Origin of the sequence: Legionella resiliens (genome assembly GCF_021344005.1) — a bacterium.
Taxonomy (GTDB): domain Bacteria; phylum Pseudomonadota; class Gammaproteobacteria; order Legionellales; family Legionellaceae; genus Legionella; species Legionella resiliens.
In genome coordinates, this window is sequence record NZ_JAJTND010000004.1 from 427,327 (window position 1) to 446,910 (window position 19,584).

The following is a 19,584-nucleotide window of genomic DNA, read 5'->3' on the forward strand; positions in this document are numbered from 1 at the left end:
GTCCGCGGGATCCAATGATGTTATGAGATTCCTGGATCCCGCGGACAAGCCGCGGGACGTAGTGTGGTAAGTAGTTATGTTCAAGTTTTAATTAAGTGGAGATAAAATGAATAAGTTGTTTTGGGCAGGTTTGTTACTGTGTGTCGGGGGGTTAACATCCTGTGTCGAGAATGATCCATCTACTTTAATTACTGATGATGCAGGTTATGTGCATCGGACGGTTCATTATACAAAAGATAAACGAGGTCGTGATTATTATCCTCAGAAGATTCAGGCAACAGGTGAGAAGCGCTTTATTTTCGATCCGAACGTCTCTGCATGGGCTGCTTATGATGAAGAGGGTAATCGTTTACTGACCGGCGGCGGATCAGCAGGTATTGATGTATGTGAAGAAAATTCAAATCAATCATGCAGGACGGTTACCGGAACTTTTAAAGTTTATAATCGGAGAGGGGTTGATTGTAAGTCCGGGGAATATCCTGTAGATACTAAAGGCGGTGCAAAGATGCCTTATTGTACCTATTTCTATCAAGGATATACCATTCATGCTGCATATGAAGTTCCTGAACATCCTTCAAGCCATGGTTGTGTCCGTATTTTCCCAAGTGCTGCCAAATGGTTAAGTGAAAACTTTTTCCAAATAGGTACAAAAGTCATTGTATTGGAATATCCGAGTGAGCCTGGTGCTAATAAACCAGCTGTTAAATCCGCATAAACTGAGTTAAGTTAAGCTATCTTAAGCTAATCTTATTCTAGCCCTTGGGTGCAACATGCTTCACCCGAGGTTGCTTTCAATGAGCACATCTCTGCCTACGCCCCGTGGCTTGTCTGGGGGATCCAGAAGATCTGCACTAAAACACTGAACCCCACGGATAAGCCTCGGGGTGTGAGCAAATGTGAGCAAGAACCGGTTGCTTGCATCCAAGACTTTCATAAAATGAACTATTTTTATTTGAGCCTGGCTGCAAGCAGCCAGGCTACGCCTTTTCTCACTAAAAAGACAATATCAAATTAAGGAGTGTTTGCTGGAAGTGAGGGTTGTGTGGATCGATTCTCTGGCAAAGTAGGCTGTCCAGGAGTAGCTGGAGTTTGGGTTGCCGAAGGATTTGCAGAAGTTGGCTGTGTTGAGGTAGTAGGAGGTGCAGGTTGAGTCGTTGGATTTGTTGGGGTGGTCGTTGTTGGTGCAGTTGTTGGGGTGGTCGTTTCTATATTTGGATTCATAACAGTAGCTGGATTAGGATTAAAATCAGACGGTAGTTGTTGAGTTACTGTCCCTCTTGGGGCAGCAATCATTTGGGTAATTCCTAAATCTCCAGTTATCTTACGGCCTATAGTTACGTCAACACTGAGTAATTGTGTTACTTTTTCTTTATCATTCTGGTAAACAACTTGCAGTGGCAAATTAATTTTCCATTGATTATCTTTGGCTTCTGTTACTACAATTTGCCCCATTACTTGACTGCTTACTGTCAGTTTTTGGGATTTAATGGCTTCCAAATTACCTGATTTTTGTAGCGCTGTGTTAAAGCCAGTCCATCCTTGTTCCGTAAAACAGGGCTGCAATTTTTGCAGTTGGGAGTCCAAATTATTTGAATTAAAATCAAAAGCCTGAGTAACGGCTTTTGTCGCCCATTTAATAACCAGTGATTGATCTATCGTTTTGGTTTCTGGAGGAATTTTATACTCACAATTGATAGGTGCTGCTGGTGCTTGTGCAGGTTGTACCGATGGTATATTTTGGCCGGGAGGTGTAGGTGTAACAGGGGCTTGCGGCATGGCGCCAGGTGTTTGCTGAGGTGGCGGCGTTACTGGCTGAGTAGTAGTATCAGCATGTACTTGAGTACCAAGCAGGGCAAAAAGGGTACTCCAGAGTATTGTATTCTTCATGAAATCGACTCCTAAATAGTATGTAGCAATTCTGCGATAATAAGGGCCGCCAGTCTAGCAGTTTTTTGTTCGTGATCCAAAGGCGGTGACAGTTCAGCAACATCAAAACTAACTACTTTGCCACTTTGGATAATGTATTTCAAGAGTGGTAAAATTTGCCAAGGAGTAAGTCCCAAGGGTTGTGGTGCACTGACGCCTGGGGCAAATGATTCGGCTAAAACATCCAAGCATAAAGTTAGATAAATATGATCTAGATTTAGCATGAAATCATCAAGAAAAGCCAAGTGCCAGGCTAAGCTATTCGCATATAACTCTTCCGCAGTCAGATAATTAACATTAAGTTCATCAGCTCGTTCAAAAAGGGAGGGCGTATTTCCCATTTTTTGGATTCCAATACAGCAATAATGAAATGGTTGATTGTTTTCTTTACAGTAGGCTGCAATTTGCGAAAAGGGAGTTCCCGATGTGCCTGGTTGGTTTTTTTGATGAGGTCTTAAATCAAAATGTGCATCAAAATTTATAATCCCCAATTTGGCATAATGAGGCGCTAATCCTTGATAATGCCCCCATGCAATTTCATGTCCTCCCCCCAAGGCAACCGTTTGATGCCCTTGTTGATGGCAAAAACTGATTAAATTGGCAAATTGCGCTTGTGCAGTTTCTAGTTCATCCTCTGCACAAAAAATAGTACCTAAGTCAAAAAGAGGTTTATCTATGGAGCAGGGCAGTTTTGCCAATTGCGTTTTGATCTGATCGGGTCCTAATTTTGCCCCAGGTCTTCCCATATTGCGACGAACACCCGCATCACTGGCAAAGCCAAGGAAAACAGTTTTTTTCTCTTTTGTAATGAGATCAGTCTGTTGCGCAGGAAAAATAATTTTTTGAAAGAACCGTTCTGCATTATTCGTATCTTTTCTACCTTGCCAAAGCGAAGGATTGGCGCGTTGGTAATTGGTAAGATGTTCAAACATTAAATTCTCCCTATGTTCATATTAGGATCTGTTCACAAGTGCTTACTTCAGGATAAAAAATGCCGTAACTTCAGGATACAAAACTACAATTTTATCTTAGGTGCTTTTTATAAAATAAACATTCTTTTTCATCCTTTAAATCTTTTTTATAAAATTCCATTCCCGCTTTATGAATAACACGTTGTGAAGCAAGATGATTTATCGGTGTAAATGCAATAATTTCATCCACTGAATGTATTTTTTGTTTTGCCCACTTCAACAAAGTAATTAATGCTTCAGTAGCCAAACCTTTCCCCCAGAATTTAGGCAAGAAGACATATCCCACTTCAATTTCTCCACTAGGAATTGCTCCAAAACCACACCGACCAACAAATTCGCCAGTAAGTAATTCAATTGCAATAAATACCCCAAATCCATTTAACATAAAAAAATCCATATTCTTTTTTATATTTGTTTTAACTTGTTCCGCATTTAGAGTTCCACTCGGGAAAAAGGCTCTTACTTTAGCATCGCTATCAAGCAGTAAATAATCATCAAAATCACTTTCTCTGAGTAATCGATAGCCTAGCCTTTCTGAAGTAAAAATAAATGGTTCATTGTTTTGAGTCATAAAATTTATTCTTGCCTTATTTAAATAAAAATCAAATTTTAACTGTGTATTTCAAATGCACTTAATGGCCATTACTTTAGAAAAATTTGCATTATAAGTCACAGTACAGCTTTTTGTTCCAGCAGGAAGCTTACGAATCAGTTGAACTTTGGTATGTGCATAGTCACATGCAGCCCAAGTTTCTTGTTTCCCAAATGTCCAAGTCAGTTTTTTAGCTTTAGAGTTTTCGTGATTAGGTGCAAGGCTTGCATTTTCTTTAGGATGGCCCGAATAAAATGTAATACGCTCAAATTGATGAACACCATTTAAATCATCTGTAAATACATCCCAATCTTTTATTTCATGGTGTAACGATTGATTTGTTTGAATGACCTGTGGGCATTGTAGCGTAGCAGCATATGCTGAGTGATATAAAATGCCTAATCCACAAAGAAAGTTGATACACACAGGAACTCTCATTAATGACCCCAGGTATTATTTATTAAATTCATTATAACATGATGGCGCGATTCCAGTTCTGCCTTTCTTTTCTAGCTCAATTGTTTTTTTGCCAAAGTTCTTAATGTCCTTCGATCAATTTTTCCCGTAAAACCATAGGGCAGTTGGTCCATAATAATGATTTGAGAAGGACGTTTGCCTGTCGGGAGCGATTCGTTAGTCCAATCCATTAATGTTTGAGCAGTCAATGGGTTATTCTTAATTTTTAGCACTACATAAACAATAATTTTATCATCATTCTTCCTACTAGGATTAGGTAAAGCAATTGCAGCAGCTTCTTTAACCGCATCATGTTGATAAAGAATATTTTCAATCTCCATGGGAGAAATCAATTCTTTTCCGCAGCGAATAATGTCTACTTTACGACTTACAAACCAGTAATAACCCTCGTTATCTTGATATGCAAGATCTCCTGTATGAAACCAGCCATTCTTTATAGTTTTCGCGGTCAAAGGAGCATCTTGCCAGTAACCGGAACACATGCTCTCACCACGCACAATAATTTCGCCTGGTTTATGTGGCTTTAAAATAGGTACCCCTTTTTCATCAATTAAGCGCATTTCCATACCTGCTATAGGAAATCCAATCGAACCGGTTTTCTTTTTTCCATAAGGGGGATTCATGGAATAGATCTGAAGTTCGGACATACCACATCCTTCGGTAATTTCAATGTGGAATCGCAAGTTAAATTGTTCCTGGAGAAAAACGGGTGTTGCATCACCACCTGAAAAGCAAAAGTTGAGTGTGTTGATTTCATAATCCAAAAGTTTAGCTTGATTAATGAGCTCAAGATAAAGTTTAGGAAACCCATAGATTTTCGTAATTCGATGCAAGTGAAGTTTTGCTAATGCTTCCTTAGGATCAAACTTGGGTAATAGCACTACAGTAGCTCCAACAGCGTGAAAAGGTAAAATTTGCGAGCCAAGACCAATCAAATAGCATGCTGGAAACATCACTAATGTTTGATCGCTATGATGAATCTGAATTTGCGTTATTTGATTTTGTGTACCGTGGCTCAAGCTTTGTTGACTGTGTACAACCGTTTTGGGTAATCCTGTAGTGCCCGATGTAAAAAAAAGCAGGGCTGGTTTTTCCAATTCAATTTCAGTTGTTGAAACGGGCGCATGCATAGGTAAGAGTAATTCTTGAAAGTCAAGGACGCCAGGATAACGATTTGCTTCCGAAGTAAGATAGCATTCCTTAATTTCTTTTATTATTTTTTCATCGTTGAGCAGCTGTTTATAATAATCTGACGTGGTTATAAAAATACTCGCTTCACTGTGTTTCAACACGTAATGAATCAGCTCATTATTAAATTGAATATTAACAGGAACTGCTATAGCTCCTATCATAAAGCAAGCATAGTAACATAAAATAATTTCAATGCTGTTTGGTAGAAGAAAAGCAACACAATCTCCTTCTGAGATCCCTTTTTCTAAAAAAGAGGCCGCAAGATGATGAGTTAATTCATAGAGTTTCTGGTAGGTATAACATTGTTGATTAATCACCAAGGCAATTTTATCAGGAAATTTTTCTGCTGAGTCACTGAGTAGTGTACTTAATCGATACATAGATTATCCATTATTCCTTTCGAGAGATAATCAAATATTTACTAGCTGCCCAATCCATAAAATTATTTCATTTTGAAAGATGGGTCCAAGTCATTCAGATCAGCTTCTTCAATATCGTCAATCTCATATAAAGCTTGGGTCACTTTATCTCGTGTTATTTTGTTTTTAACTTCACCAAAAAAAGAATAGAGCGAATTGGTATTTTTAGCAGATTCATCAGATTTTCTAATTTTATCTATTTCATCTTTAAAATCTATATAAGAGGAAAATGAGTCTGCGTCCATCTTCATCATTTGGGCTATTTTCGAAGGAACTTTATAATAGGTGCCATTATACTCGACAAGTGTTCCTCCACCTGCTTTTGTTTTTTCTTGCCAGTATGCGAGGTGTTCATGATTGTGTCTATCTAAATTTAACTTTTCTTTCAGTAGGGTAATTTTATCTAATTCTCCCGCACGAGCTTCACTTAATTGGGCTTGATCCTTTATTTTGTGGATTGCCTTAAGCATAGAATGAGATATATCGATACCTTCAGCATAAGCTCTGTTTTCTGAAAAAAATTCTTTAAGTTCACTTTTAAATTCGCTCTCGCAGTCATCGATATTTAGATTCGTTATAAATTCTCGAAATCCTTTGCTTTTTAAAGCCTCCGTTCTGAGTAAGCTTATACGCTCTTGAAGGAAGTTGTCGATTTCCTCTTTTAACTGAAGATCAGATGGAGCATTTACCTCTTGGATCTTCGTGAGAACTTCCGGGGGATAAACTAATATTCTTAAAATTTGAAGATATACTTCCTTTTTGAATTCTTCATTTTTTCTTAATTCATCTTTTATTTCTTTCTTGAGACCTCCCGCCCATATTGTGGGTTTGAAGGTTTTTGGCGCCAAGATATCATCAAGATCCTCAAAGCTAAAATTGACTTGATTGAGATCATTTTGCATTGACATAATTCTTCTGACAATCGGCCATAAGGAAGAGTCATGATCGATTTTAACGCTTGTTCCGCCAGAATTTACACCAATGTTATCAGCCTTTAGATCAGTTTCAGCAAGAACTAGCGCACTAACGAGAATGCGAGCTAGAGTTTTATAGTCAGTAGGTTTTCCTCCTTGTTCCATAATTGATTTAAACGTTTTAAACCCAGGAACTCCTTCGGAAGCTACATAACGTTTATCTAATTTGTCAGTTACTAATCGTGTTTTAGGTTGGGTATTTCCAATCCAAAAACGATAAACTTCCCCAGAGATAACCTCAAGTTCTAAAGGCTCATCAGGGGAATAGGCTTCTTTGACAAACCAAGATTTTTTATTACGCTGACTATTAGGGCGAGTCTCTTTCGCTTTCTTTTTGTGAATCCCCGCCGTATGTCCGCCAGATGTATCTTTAGCACCTTGTGACTCAAAGTTTTCAAGTGATTTTTTTAATCTATCGTCTTTCGAGATCATATTTACTAGTCTTGAAAAATAATTAACTTCAATATAATTATATCAGATAAAGTATATTTATTGGTCACTTGGTGATAATATTGATCACTTCGGGTAAAAAAATATGATCAACAATAATCAAAATGGAATAATATTGACGCTTAGTCTAAAATGGTTATTTTTTTGATCATTTAGGGCTTAAACATGGGATCCGCCTCACTTCACCCTTATCATTCTATTGAAGAAATGAGAACCGTATGGAGAATCGCCATGCATCTCATGTACATTACTACGCAAAAGAAAACTCATTCGGCTTTGGATTGTTCATTATGCGTGAACCAGGAAGCAAAAATGGAGACAGTTAACCGATTGCAATTGACTCTTGCCGATACAACTTCAGCCGATTTAACATCATTAACTCTTTTCTGTTTAGGTGTTTTAAATACCATTTCACAAGAAGATGAAATAACTTTTCAACGTGGTCTTGAGTATTTAAGGCAATCTGTTTCGAACAAAAATAAGCATGCAGCTTATTACTTAGCTCTAATCCATGCCGGGCGTCATCAAGATAAGATCACTTTAACTCTTAGAGATCAAGAAAAAGCGATCCAGTATTATCTTATTTCTTTTAGATTAGATTATTATGAGGCGTTAAACGATCTCATGTTGAGTTTAAGAACAGGGACGGGAGTCATTTCTAAAGATAAAGCTCGTTGGCATCAATTGTTTATTCAATTATTTATTGAGGCGGGACAGAATAAAGATAATATTCTAATATCTCATTTAATTCGTTGTCTTGTGCAACAAGATTATGTTACTTCAAATAGTGAGCATTTCTTATTTCTTGCTGCTGAGATTATCAATTTTTGGATGAAAACACCTTATTGGAATCAACGTTACACAAAGCTTGTTGAAGGCTACCTGCAACAAGAAAGAACAAAGGAAAATCAAGGAAGCCTCTATTTCTTTTATAAACTCGGGTTTTCCCAATCGCAAGGAACTTATTTCTTTAATTCCAAAGTCATTTTGAATGAAGATGATATCCATTTCATTCAATCCATCCAGCAATTAGATCATGAATTTGAAAATAGAGAAACTTCCGCGCAAGGAGAAAGGATGGAACAATTCAGGACCTGTACTATTTTATAAGTTAGAGAGGGTAGTTTCTAATTGGCTAAATGATTCCATGATTTTTGAATGCTCATTGAAAAATGAATAGGGATTTCCATTGGAAAAAATGTGATGAGTCACTTCACCAATTAAAAAGAGAACATGTTTCAACTCATGATGTCCTCCCCATCTCTGGATTAAATCCTGCTTTGCTTGGCGAATTAATTGAGAGCATTGGTTATGAAAATGAAGCATTTCTCCACGTTCACTTTTTTCTGCATCAATTAAATGATAGAGCTCCTGTTTTATAAGGGATATGGAAGCCAATGAGCATTCAGCCTCTTCCTTAAATTGGGGGGAAAGATTTCTGATTTTTTCTTCTATTGTTTTTACTGCTTCGTATATAGTGAAAAATTTTTTACTCTTACTGAGTATTAGGGGATGATCCTCATTCCACTTTTTGATTGAAGGATTTGTGGCAGTCATCAAGATAGAGCGTCTCAGAGACCAATTCTTTTCCAATAAATTAATAAGGCGTTGTTCATCTCCATATCGCATACAATAGGTATCTTTTGGCTCAAGCGCTTTGCCTATTAATGCATCAATAAACTCTGCGATGTAAGAAGTAGGATTGGTCAAAGGTAGCAGAAGAGAATCCGTCAGATTTCTAATGTTCCGTTCTTGTCCTGAACTCAAAGTCCAATGTTGAAATTCTTTTTGATCAAGGAATGGAGCACAAAAAAAATCCAAGTTGGCTTTAATAAAATTAACTGCTTGTTGAGTGTCTTTATGCATTTGTTTTAGAAAAGTGAAGATTGATATATTTGTACTCATTATAAAGTTCCAGAGTGCACAGCGCTAGAGCATAATGACCTAGAACAAAATTAATTTACAAAGATAAATTAGCAGCTAGATGACAGTCATTGCACGAGTTTCATTTGTCAATGAACAATTAGGTTTATATTGTTAAACCCCTACACGACGCATGCGCATAAAATTATGCCAAGTTTATTCAATGTCTGGTATTATCTGCGCATGGCAAATCAAAAGAGTAAGAGGACATTGTGATTGTTATTACCGGTGGAGGAAGTGGGATAGGAAGATCATTAGCTTTTTCTTTGGCAAAACGAGATCAATCAATCTTAATCGTAGGTAGAAGAGAAGATTTATTGCAGGAAACAGCGGCTTTTTCTTCACAAATCCAATATATCTGCGCTGATGTCTCAACACTTGAAGGTTTAGAGTCGATCAAAAATCGCCTGAATCATGTGAATCAAGTGAGTGCCCTGGTTAACAATGCAGGAACTTTAAATCCCTTGGTTCTCCTTAAGGATGTTGCGCCTAAAGACTGGAGTCATGCATTTAATACCAATTTGAATCCTGCTCTTTTTCTCCCGCAAATGATCTATGATAAATTGACGCATGGCCGTGTTTTAAATATCAGTTCTGGCGCTGCTTATTTTGCAATTAAGGGATGGGGGGCGTATTGTACATCTAAAGCCGCCTTATCGATGTTAACCAGATGTTGGCAGTTGGAGTCTGATTCAATTGCTTTTGCCAGTGTTATGCCAGGAATAATTGACACAAAAATGCAAGAGATTGCTCGAAGTAACGAAAATCCTGCTTATGAGCAGATAAATTTTTATAAGCGCTTACACGATGCAAATCGCCTAATTTCACCGGATACAGTTGCCGAATTCTTGACTTGGCTTTTATTGGATGTGGATAAGAACACTTTTATATCCAAAGAGTGGGATATATATGATACCGAACATCATAAAGCCTGGCTCAAACCGCCTCATCAAGTTCTTTATTGGGATTTTTAATGTCTGCATGTGAAAAATTATTATTAAATGCAACTACCATTGATGCTCATGGAAACCAGTTAACTGAGCAAGCTATTGCGATTAAAAATGGTCTTATTGAATGGTGTGGGCCGCAAGCACAAATGCCTTCGCAATTTTATGAACTGCAACATAAAGAAGAATGTCAGGGACAATTAGTTACTCCGGGGCTTATCGATTGTCATACTCATTTGGTTTATGCGGGGAATCGATCAACCGAGTTTCAAATGAAACTGGCGGGAACGAGTTATGCTGAAATTGCTAAAGCAGGTGGTGGAATCTTATCTACAGTACATCACACACGAGCAGCGTCAGAGGAGGAATTGCTCCAACAATCCTTACCAAGAATTCTTGCCCTACGTGCTGATGGCGTGACAACAGTCGAGATTAAGTCAGGTTATGGCCTGGATTTGCCTAATGAATTGAAAATGCTGCGAGTAGCAAGACGTTTAGGTGAGCTAACCGGATTAAGGGTTAGGAAAACCTTTCTTGGCGCACATGCAATAGGCCCAGAATTTCAAGGAAACAGCCAGGCTTATATCGATGTTCTTTGTCACGAAATGCTGCCCGCATTGTTTGAAGAAAATTTAGCAGATGCGGTGGATGTATTTTGCGAGTCTATTGCTTTTTCACTCAAACAAACAGAACAAGTTTTTACGGCAGCACGGAAATTAAATCTCCCTATAAAATGTCATGCGGAGCAATTATCCAATCTTGGAGCAAGTGAGCTTGCAGCAGAGTTTGGCGCTTTGTCCTGTGATCATTTGGAATTTCTGGATGAGAAAGGAGCATATGCTATGGCAAAGGCAAACACAGTTGCTGTTTTACTTCCAGGGGCCTATTATTTTCTGCGTGAAAAACAAAAACCCCCAGTGGAGTTACTACGACGAGCTGGAGTAGGGATGGCAATTGCCACCGATTGTAATCCTGGTTCATCGCCAACTACTTCATTACGTTTGATGATGAGTATGGCCTGTCAATTCTTTTCATTATCAGTTCCGGAAGCACTAGCGGCAGTTACAAGTCAAGCGGCAAGAGCATTAGGTTTGCACAAAGCGCTTGGTACACTTGCTAAAGGTATGCAAGCTGATTTGGTATTGTGGTCTGTTAGTGACAGTGCCGCTCTATGTTATTATTTTGCCTATCCCTTATCACATCGTATGATGATTGCGGGGGAGTGGGTTTCTACAGAGAATAATTACTAGGAAATAAAATGATGTTGAAACCATTAAAAACAATTTTCTCTTTATGTTTTATCGTAAGCTCTTTCGCTGTTTGGGCTGTAAATCCAGTATCGATTAAAAAAGAGACGCCTGTTTATATTCTTGATATCAAATACCCACAAGAATTTAAAGACCCCCGTATCAATGCTGCAGTACTGAGTTTCATTGAAAAAACCCAAAAAAGTTTTTTTAAAGAAATCACGAATGATGCGGATATTCCTGCTGATGCACCAGGAAAAACAGGTTTAAATGTCACTTATTCTTTGCCCTATAATACGAAAAATGCCTTAAGTGTGTCTTTTAATATTTCGATTTATCACCGGGGAGCTGCACATCCTTCAAATACAGTGGCGGTATTAAATTTCATTAATGGTCGTCAGGTTAATTTATCTGAGTTATTTCGTCCTGAAGTAAATTATTTAAAACCTATTGCCAGCCTCTGCAGCAAAAAAATTACTGAGAAAAATATTTCCGATAAGAAATGGATTGAAGAAGGTACGAGGCCTATAGATAAAAATTATAAGATTTGGTCTTTTTCTTCAGATGGAATAAATATTATTTTTGATACGTACCAGGTCGCGGCTTATGTCTATGGTCCGCAGACGGTAAAAATACCTTTGTCACAAATTTCTTCTTTACTCAATCCTGAAATAATGCATAGTGTTTGGGGTCGTTAATGGCTGATACTCCTTTTATAGCTGCTGATAAAAATGTAGCAGAACTTACTTTTCGAGTTATTTTTCTTGCAATAATACTGACTGTTTTATTGGCAATGTCCAATGCGTATCTTGCCTTGAAGTTGGGGATTTTGACTTCTGCATCCATTCCGGCTGCGATTATTTCCATGGGGATTTTGCGCTTTTTTAAAAACTCAACCATTCTTGAGAATAATGCAGTGCAAACCGCAGCATCCGCTGGTGAAGCTGTGGCAGGAGGGATTGTTTATACCATTCCAGCCTTAATTATTATTGGTTTTTGGAATCATTTTGATTACCTTACTAATTTTTTCATTGCGGTTTGTGGTGGGGTTTTAGGGGTATTATTTTCCATTCCGCTGCGTCGTATTTTAGTCCATGATCAATCTTTAAAATTTCCCGAAGGAAGGGCCATTGCGGAAGTATTAAAATCGTCCGTTGAAAAAACGAGCCTTAAGGACATATTAATTGGGGGAGCGGTAGGTGCTCTGGTTGAATTATTCCAAACAGGATTTAAAGTAATTGCTAACAGTTGGGGTTATTGGTTTGTGGTAAAACGATCGCTATTTGGTCTTGGCGCGGGTTTCTCCGCTACGATGATAGGTGCTGGTTATCTTGTTGGCCATGATATGGCGATTAGTATCTTTTTGGGTGCAGTGATCTCTTGGTTAGTTGCATTGCCTGTTGTCAGCCACTTTAATCCTGAATTTGTAAATCATTATCCTGCTGAGCAAGCTGCAACTTTTTTATGGAACAGCGAAATGCGCTATCTGGGCATAGGTGCTATGTTGTTTGCAGGAGTGTGGACTTTTTTAAAATTAGTTAAACCACTCTCTAGAAGTATTCATACTTCACTGAAAGCATATATGTCTAAAGGGGGAAAGGTTGATACTGAGTTGCCGCGAATTGATAAGGACATCCCACTACCTTATATATTGATAGGAACTGGTGCATTTGCCGCAATCTTGTTTCTCTTTTTTCAGTTTGTTCTGCCTCTGGGACAGGTAGGATTGGATAATCAATATTCACCAACTCTAGTTTTTTTTGCTGTACTTTATGTCTTATTTATAGGTTTTATTTTTTCGGTTATTACTGCCTATTTTTCAGGTATGGTAGGGGTTACGGCAAGTCCTGGGAGTTCAGTGGTCATCTCAGGAATGCTTTTTGCCGCATGGCTGTTGTTAGTCGCTATTGATCGTTTATTGCCATTACCCTTAAGTGCGCAACAAATCCAGGCAGCTGAAGCAATTACGATTATTATTGGCGCTGTAGTTACCGGCATTGCGGCAATAGCGAATGATAATACCCAAGATCTCAAAGTGGGACAGCTTGTCGGGGCTACACCATGGAAACAACAATTGATGTTATTGTTGGGGGTGGTGATTTCTTCTTTAGTTATTCCACCGGTAATGCAGTTGTTATTTAATGTATATGGAATTGCGGGGGTAATGCCTCATCCTAATATGGATATAAGTCAATCGTTACCTGCCCCAACCGCCGCTTTAATGGCTGCGATTACGGAAGCTGTGTTCAGAAATTCATTACCATGGAGCATGATGTTGATTGGTTCTGTAATTATTCTGATTAGTATTTTTCTCAATTATATTTTTAAATTACGCCGTTATTTAAATTTATCTATTTTAGGAATCGCCATAGGAATGTATTTACCACTTTCCTCTTCATTTCCACTTTTCATAGGCGGTATGATTGCATTGTTCGTTCAGGAACGTTTGAAACGCACGACTCCTGTTAAAGAAGAAGCGATGATCCGCAAACAACGAGGGACTCTAATTGCTTGTGGTTTGGTAGCTGGTTCTGCAATTATGGACGTGTTGCTTGCTATTCCTTTTTCAATCTTTCAAAGCCCAGATGCTTTGCAATTGGTCGGTCCAGGTTGGGAAAATATAGGTGTATATTTGGGAGTGTTATCTACTTTGTTGCTTGCTTGCTGGATCAGCCATAGGGTTGTTGGGAAAGATAAAGAGAACGTCTCAGCTAATGGTTAATTTAACAAGCTGACTGCTTGACAGCCAGGATTGATGAGGAATACGAGCATGATTTCAAGCAACCTGGCTTGTATCTTTAATCTGTACCCAATTAGCCGACGTATGCGCGGTATCCAGACTTGCCCCGCTTTCAGAGATCTTTCTCTTCATTGGATTCTCCCTGGATACCGCGCATAAAGCGCGGTAAGTAAGTTGTTTTAAAATTATTTTAAAACAGAATATTTTTATAGGGACTCTACCCGGGTTTTATGTTGTAACAGTTTTTCTTTAGTTTGCTGTGCCTGCGCCAATTTTTCACGTTCTTTAGCAATAATTTCTGCAGGTGCTTTATCAGTAAATTTAGGGTTATTTAACTTACCTTCAGCAAGCCCGATGTCTTTTTCTAATTTAGCTAATTCCTTTGTTAAACGTGCCAATTCCGCGTCTTTATCAATCAAATCAGCCATAGGAATGAGTAATTCAATTTCACCCAATACCGCAGTTGCAGATACAGGTACCTTTTCATCTGCTCCCAGATAATGAATATGGTTTAATTTACTCAGCGCTTTTAAAGTATGCTGATATTTTTCCATTCTCTCTTTAAGCGCTGGTGTAATATTACGAATATAAAGCGGAATAAGTTTAGCCGGTGAAATCGACATTTCACTACGGATGGTGCGTACAGCTTGAATCGCTGATTTTAGCCATTCTAATTCTTCTTCAATGGTATCATTGATGAATTCATGATTCACTTGAGGGTAAGCGCTAATCATAATGCTTGTGCCATCATCAGTGGTTAACTTTGTAGTACGCTGCCAAATTGCTTCTGTAATGAATGGCATTAAAGGGTGCAGCATTTTAAGAATTTGATCAAGAACGTGAATCAAGGTTCTGCGAGTGCCTCGTTTTAAAGCACTCAAGGCATGTTCATCTTGTAATACGGGCTTGGATAACTCCAGATACCAATCGCAATATTCGTGCCAGACAAATTCGTAAATCGTGTTTGATAGCAAATCTAATCGATATGTTTCAAAATAATGATGTACTTTGCTTATGGTGTGTTGCAAACGGGATAAAATCCACTGATCTGCTGGAGTATACTGAAACGCTCCATCATCGAAATCTATTTGTTCCTCATCGGTATTGAGTAATACGTACCGCGCAGCATTCCACAGTTTGTTGCAGAAATTGCGATAACCTTCTACTCGACCTATATCAAAGCGTACATTACGACCTGTAGATGCAAGAGAGCAATAAGTAAAGCGAAGGGCATCTGTTCCATAGGCACTAATGCCTTCAGGGAATTCTTTACGTGTGTTTTTGATTATCTTGTCACGAACTGATTGCAACATGAGATTAGAAGTTCGTTTTGCAATAAGTGATTCGAGATCAATTCCATCAACAATGTCCAGTGGATCAAGCACATTACCTTTAGATTTGGACATTTTATGTCCTTCACTATCTCGAATTAATCCAGTAATAAAAACTTCTTTAAAAGGAATTTTTCCGGTAAATTTTAAGCCCATCATAATCATACGGGCAACCCAGAAAAAGATAATATCAAAGCCGGTAACGAGTACCGAAGTGGGGTAGAACTGTTCTAATTCTGGGGTACGTTCAGGCCAGCCCAGAGTTGAAAAAGGCCAAAGCGCAGAAGAAAACCAGGTATCCAGGACGTCTTCATCTTGCTTTAGCACCGTTGAATCTTTTATTTTATATTTAAAACGTACATCGTTTTCACTATACCCAACATAAACATTACCATTACTGTCATACCATGCAGGTATCCGATGTCCCCACCATAATTGACGGCTAATACACCAGTCTTCAATGTTGTCCATCCATTGAAAATATGTTTTGGTCCAGGTTTCTGGGATAAATCGAATTTCACCGTTTTTCACAGCAGCTAATGCTGGCTCAGCTAATGGTTGAGTTTTTACATACCATTGGTCGGTGAGCAGGGGTTCTATAATGACATGCGATTTTTCGCCACGAGGTACTTTTAACTTATGGGGTTCTGTTTTAACTAATAAGCCAGCTGCTTCCAGATCTTTAATCATTTGTTCTCGGGCTACAAATCGGTCCATACCCTGATATTTTAAAGGAGCATTCTTATTAATAGAGGCTTTTTTGGTTAAGATATTTATAACAGGAAGGTTATGGCGTTTACCTACTTCATGATCGTTAAAGTCATGGGCGGGTGTAATTTTAACGCAGCCGCTGCCAAACTCTTTATCGACATATTCGTCAGCGATTATGGGGATGGTCCGATCACAAAGTGGTAGAAGAACTTGTTGCCCAATAAGATGTTTGAAGCGCGGATCTTCAGGATGTACTGCAACTGCTGTGTCGCCTAACATGGTTTCAGGACGAGTCGTAGCTACAATAAGTGATTCTTTTGAGTTAACAACTGGGTAGCGAATATGCCAGAGAAAACCATCTTCCTCTTCAGAAAGTACTTCAAGATCAGATACTGCAGTCCCTAACTTAGGATCCCAATTCACTAAACGGGTTCCGCGGTAAATTAGTCCTTCGTCAAAGAGTTGCACAAATACCTTTTGTACAGCAGCTGATAATCCTTCATCCATGGTAAATCGTTCACGGCTCCAGTCTACTGACGCACCCAAACGTCTCATTTGTTGCGTGATGGTATTACCTGATTCGTTTTTCCATTGCCAAACGCGTTCTAAAAATTGTTCGCGGCTAAGATCTTTTCTGGAAATTCCTGAAGCCTCAAGCTGACGCTCAACAACAAGTTGCGTTGAAATTCCTGCGTGGTCAGTACCAGGTTGCCATAAAGTTCTATCACCTGACATCCGATGATAACGGGTCAACGCATCCATAATCGTATGCTGAAAACCATGTCCCATGTGTAGGCTACCTGTGACGTTAGGAGGAGGAAGCATGATGCAATATTTTTTACCGTCACCATGAGGTTGGAAATAATGATGATTTTCCCAATTTTTATAGCATGCTTTTTCAATTGCTTCAGGGGAATAGATTTTATCCATGATTAAACCTGTACTGATAAAAGACGAAATATTATCACAAATTCAATCGTAAGTTGAGTTAATTAGAGGCAACAATGTAAGCTGTTTAAATTTATTAATGGGATACGTAATAACTGTCTTGAATTTTATTTCAAGACAGTTATTACGCTTACTTATTAAAGTGACTTGCATAGTTATATTTTCAAATTCCATTAGAATGATTCATATTGGCATTGTTGAGTGTTTCGCTCTGAGGACGATGAAGATTCTGCTGGAGCAAACAGACCAAATTGACTGAGTCCTTGTGCGCTGCTTTGATGTTCATCCTTTTGCTCGTTATTCGCTTCAAGGTGCTCTTCAAGCTGGAGGTAGCCGAATTTAAGAAGATGCGCCCGTTCATACTCTTTATCCTTATTTAGGGTAAATTTATTCTTGATATAAGGTATAAAGGAGACTATTTGCTCTTCCTCATATTTATTTTTTAACGAATTGATGAAGACATCCAATTTTTCATAAGGGATATCAATCGCTTTTAAGGCTTCCCAATCTTCATTAGTTCTCTCTTCTAATATGATGCCTTTCTCCCAGGCGATTTTAATGGCGTCGCGATTGCTATCATGAATGCTGTCTTTAAAATGCTGGCGAACAAATTCACGAATTTCTTGTTTGATGATGTCCTCGGTAAGGAGAATAAAAAAAGGATGGCCGAGTACGGATTGGAATAAACGACGTTTCACCCCTGAAAAGCAACTGGGTCTGTCGCCTTCGAGATCATCAAATTCCTCCGTGACCTGGTTTTCGTCAGCACCAGCGATGATACGTGTTTTGTCCCAATTATGTGCGCGTCCGATGAGAGCGAGTTCATTGATGAAGTGTTCCAATCTTGATTCAAAGGTATGATGGTCAAGGCATGGCATGGTTTTATCGATAACTGCTAAATAAAGCAGGCCGATGAGCGATTGGTATTCTTCAAAGGTGGACCACTTTTCCTGAGTATTATCCGGATTGACATAAACATAACTGGCATGTTCGTGCATCCAGGGGTTGGGTTTGGATAAATAACGCCATGCAGAATGCACTTTATGTTGATAATAGGCTTTCAGAGCATCTTGATAGGTTGATGCATCGAGATGGAGGGCTTGTAATGCTTCCCAGCCCAGGGGGAGCGTGATTGTGGTTTGGTTTCCTTGTTGCTCGATGGTGAGGGTTGCTGGATTGTTTTCATATTGTTGTGCGAGGGTAGTGTATAAATCCTCCATCACCGCAGGGACACTGGCTTGCTTGAGCATAGGCTGATAATGCGTAATAGCCTTCTCAAGTCGTTTCTGCTCCCCTTGAGTCAACGCAGTCATAGAGGATTCTCTATTTTGAGCTAAAGCCTGCAAATCAAGCCCATTGCGTTGCTCCACACGGTAAAAGTTGTTTTGTGCGGCAAGTTCGCGCACGGCGGGAATTCCTAATAAGAGTTCCGCCGCAGTTTCATTGCCCAAACTGAGGGCAAGACGTAATAATTCATTGGGGTGATTAGGTGTGATTTCGGTATGGGCTAATGCTTTCACCGATGGGATGCCTATCAAGAGTAGAATGTCATCTCTTCGTGCAGGGTCATTTTGGCGGATGAGATTTCTTAAGACATAAAATAAGAGTTTTGCTTCCTCAGAGGAGGTGATATCAAATACTGCATAAGCATTTTCGTGCTCGATGGTATTTTTCAGGGCCTGAAGGTCAGCAAGCTTTTTTGTTATAAAAGGAGTTACATATTCACGATACTCAATCTGGTGCTGTTCGGCGTAGGCAAAGGCATTGGCGTGAGACAGTAAGAAATTGATGATAGGTAGTGGGTCTTGTATTGAAGTAGCCCAAAGAAAAATATAAATGCTGTAATCTGTAATCATTTCTTGAAATTTTCCAGGAACTTTTTCAGCCAGGAATTGAAGGACGGATAAACTACCGTTTTCTATGGTGCGATGAAAAACAGAAAAAATGTTATCACCAATTATTTCTTGCAATTTTTCCGGGACTTTTTCAGCCAAAAATTGAAGAACTGATAAATGACTTTTTTGGAAAGCGCAGCTAAAAGCAAGATAATTCTCAGAAGCGAGCATCTCTTGCAATTTTTCCGGAGCTTTTTCAGCTATGTATTGAAGGACATATAAATGACCGTATCGGATAGATTCGATAAAAATGTAATTGTTATCCGCAGCAATCATATCTTGCGATGAACTGGAATATTTTGTCATTAAATCCTTAAAATAACTCTCATTACCCCATAAAACCGCAGCGTGAAGCATCACTTTATCCGACATCCCTAACATATCTCCTATATGCTGAAGGGATTCTGAATTAAATTCAGGATGACTGAACGCAATCCCTAACCATAGACATAGTATTTCGCTTTTAGAGACTGGGAGGGGGATTGCTTTTAGTCGATCAATTAACAAATGCTCATCTTTCGTTTGCATTAGGGGAATTAAACAGTCAGGGAGTTCTTCTAAAAAAAGTATATCCCAGAGAGTTTGCGGGATTAATTTGGCTTGTGGATGCTGCATTCTTTCTTCATGCGTGGAACATTTCATTTTTATGACCTTGTGAATTATGTGATGAATATGATTTATGATTAACCAATATGCGCATAATAAATGCTCAAAATATTTATTAAAAATTGATTATTTATATGTGAGGTATACAAATTTCTTATGGAGACTTAGGGAGGTTGTTATCCGCAGCAATTTCTGAGGGAATTTGAAAGACTTGCATGTCTTTAAACATGCAAGTC

15 protein-coding genes are annotated in these 19,584 nt (G+C 38.7%); 6 read left to right on the forward strand and 9 right to left on the reverse strand.

Annotation, left to right across the window (positions count from 1 at the left end):
• The first annotated feature begins 106 nt into the window (after positions 1–106).
• Entirely contained in the window at positions 107–715 is a 609-nt protein-coding gene (locus LXO92_RS07340; RefSeq protein ID WP_182352016.1) for a L,D-transpeptidase, read from the forward strand.
• A 296-nt stretch (positions 716–1,011) separates the two neighbouring features.
• Here LXO92_RS07340 and LXO92_RS07345 read toward each other — a convergent pair whose 3' ends face one another.
• The 6 genes from LXO92_RS07345 to LXO92_RS07370 form a co-directional block, all read right to left on the reverse strand.
• Complete coding sequence (locus LXO92_RS07345) at positions 1,012–1,887, reverse strand: DotI/IcmL family type IV secretion protein (RefSeq protein WP_182352017.1); 876 nt, start codon at positions 1,885–1,887, stop codon at positions 1,012–1,014.
• Positions 1,888–1,898: 11 nt separating this feature from the next.
• On the reverse strand, positions 1,899–2,858 hold the full coding sequence (hutG, locus tag LXO92_RS07350; protein ID WP_182352018.1) for a formimidoylglutamase: 960 nt from the start codon (positions 2,856–2,858) through the stop codon (positions 1,899–1,901).
• 91 nt (positions 2,859–2,949) lie between these two features.
• Positions 2,950–3,468, reverse strand: a complete 519-nt coding sequence (locus tag LXO92_RS07355) for a GNAT family N-acetyltransferase (RefSeq protein WP_182352019.1) — start codon at positions 3,466–3,468, stop codon at positions 2,950–2,952.
• Positions 3,469–3,519: 51 nt separating this feature from the next.
• Positions 3,520–3,927, reverse strand: a complete 408-nt coding sequence (locus tag LXO92_RS07360; RefSeq protein ID WP_232890702.1) for an STY0301 family protein — start codon at positions 3,925–3,927, stop codon at positions 3,520–3,522.
• Between the two features lie 71 nt (positions 3,928–3,998).
• Complete coding sequence (locus tag LXO92_RS07365; RefSeq protein ID WP_232890703.1) at positions 3,999–5,537, reverse strand: class I adenylate-forming enzyme family protein; 1,539 nt, start codon at positions 5,535–5,537, stop codon at positions 3,999–4,001.
• 62 nt (positions 5,538–5,599) lie between these two features.
• Positions 5,600–6,982 (reverse strand): hypothetical protein, encoded by a 1,383-nt coding sequence (locus tag LXO92_RS07370; RefSeq protein ID WP_182352022.1) that lies wholly within the window; start codon positions 6,980–6,982, stop codon positions 5,600–5,602.
• Positions 6,983–7,165: 183 nt separating this feature from the next.
• On the opposite strand from LXO92_RS07370, the gene LXO92_RS07375 reads away from it, so the two are divergent.
• Positions 7,166–8,110: an SEL1-like repeat protein gene (locus LXO92_RS07375; protein ID WP_232890704.1), complete on the forward strand. Its 945-nt coding sequence runs from the start codon at positions 7,166–7,168 to the stop codon at positions 8,108–8,110.
• Here the strand turns inward: LXO92_RS07375 and LXO92_RS07380 are convergent.
• A complete protein-coding gene (locus tag LXO92_RS07380; protein ID WP_232890705.1) occupies positions 8,105–8,905 on the reverse strand; it encodes a hypothetical protein in 801 nt (266 codons plus the stop codon). The two genes, LXO92_RS07375 and LXO92_RS07380, sit on opposite strands and share 6 nt — an antisense overlap.
• A gap of 230 nt (positions 8,906–9,135) precedes the next feature.
• On the opposite strand from LXO92_RS07380, the gene LXO92_RS07385 reads away from it, so the two are divergent.
• Genes LXO92_RS07385 through LXO92_RS07400 form a run of 4 tightly spaced genes read left to right on the forward strand, consistent with a single transcriptional unit; the run spans position 9,136 to position 13,839 of the window.
• Positions 9,136–9,897 carry an SDR family NAD(P)-dependent oxidoreductase gene (locus LXO92_RS07385; protein WP_182352025.1) on the forward strand — a complete coding sequence of 254 codons (762 nt, stop codon included), beginning with the start codon at positions 9,136–9,138 and terminating at the stop codon, positions 9,895–9,897.
• Positions 9,897–11,120, forward strand: coding sequence for an imidazolonepropionase (gene hutI, locus LXO92_RS07390; protein ID WP_182352026.1), 1,224 nt, complete (start codon positions 9,897–9,899; stop codon positions 11,118–11,120). Before LXO92_RS07385 ends, hutI begins: the two co-directional genes overlap by 1 nt.
• A gap of 11 nt (positions 11,121–11,131) precedes the next feature.
• A complete protein-coding gene (locus LXO92_RS07395; protein ID WP_232890912.1) occupies positions 11,132–11,815 on the forward strand; it encodes a DUF3298 and DUF4163 domain-containing protein in 684 nt (227 codons plus the stop codon).
• Positions 11,815–13,839, forward strand: coding sequence for an OPT family oligopeptide transporter (locus LXO92_RS07400; protein ID WP_232890706.1), 2,025 nt, complete (start codon positions 11,815–11,817; stop codon positions 13,837–13,839). Before LXO92_RS07395 ends, LXO92_RS07400 begins: the two co-directional genes overlap by 1 nt.
• Positions 13,840–14,063: 224 nt before the next feature.
• Here LXO92_RS07400 and LXO92_RS07405 read toward each other — a convergent pair whose 3' ends face one another.
• Both LXO92_RS07405 and LXO92_RS07410 read right to left on the reverse strand, forming a co-directional pair.
• Positions 14,064–16,829, reverse strand: a complete 2,766-nt coding sequence (locus tag LXO92_RS07405) for a valine--tRNA ligase (protein ID WP_232890707.1) — start codon at positions 16,827–16,829, stop codon at positions 14,064–14,066.
• 191 nt (positions 16,830–17,020) lie between these two features.
• The gene (locus LXO92_RS07410; protein ID WP_182352029.1) at positions 17,021–19,384 is read right to left on the reverse strand and encodes a hypothetical protein; all 2,364 of its coding nucleotides are present in this window, start codon (positions 19,382–19,384) and stop codon (positions 17,021–17,023) included.
• Between the last annotated feature and the right edge of the window lie 200 nt (positions 19,385–19,584).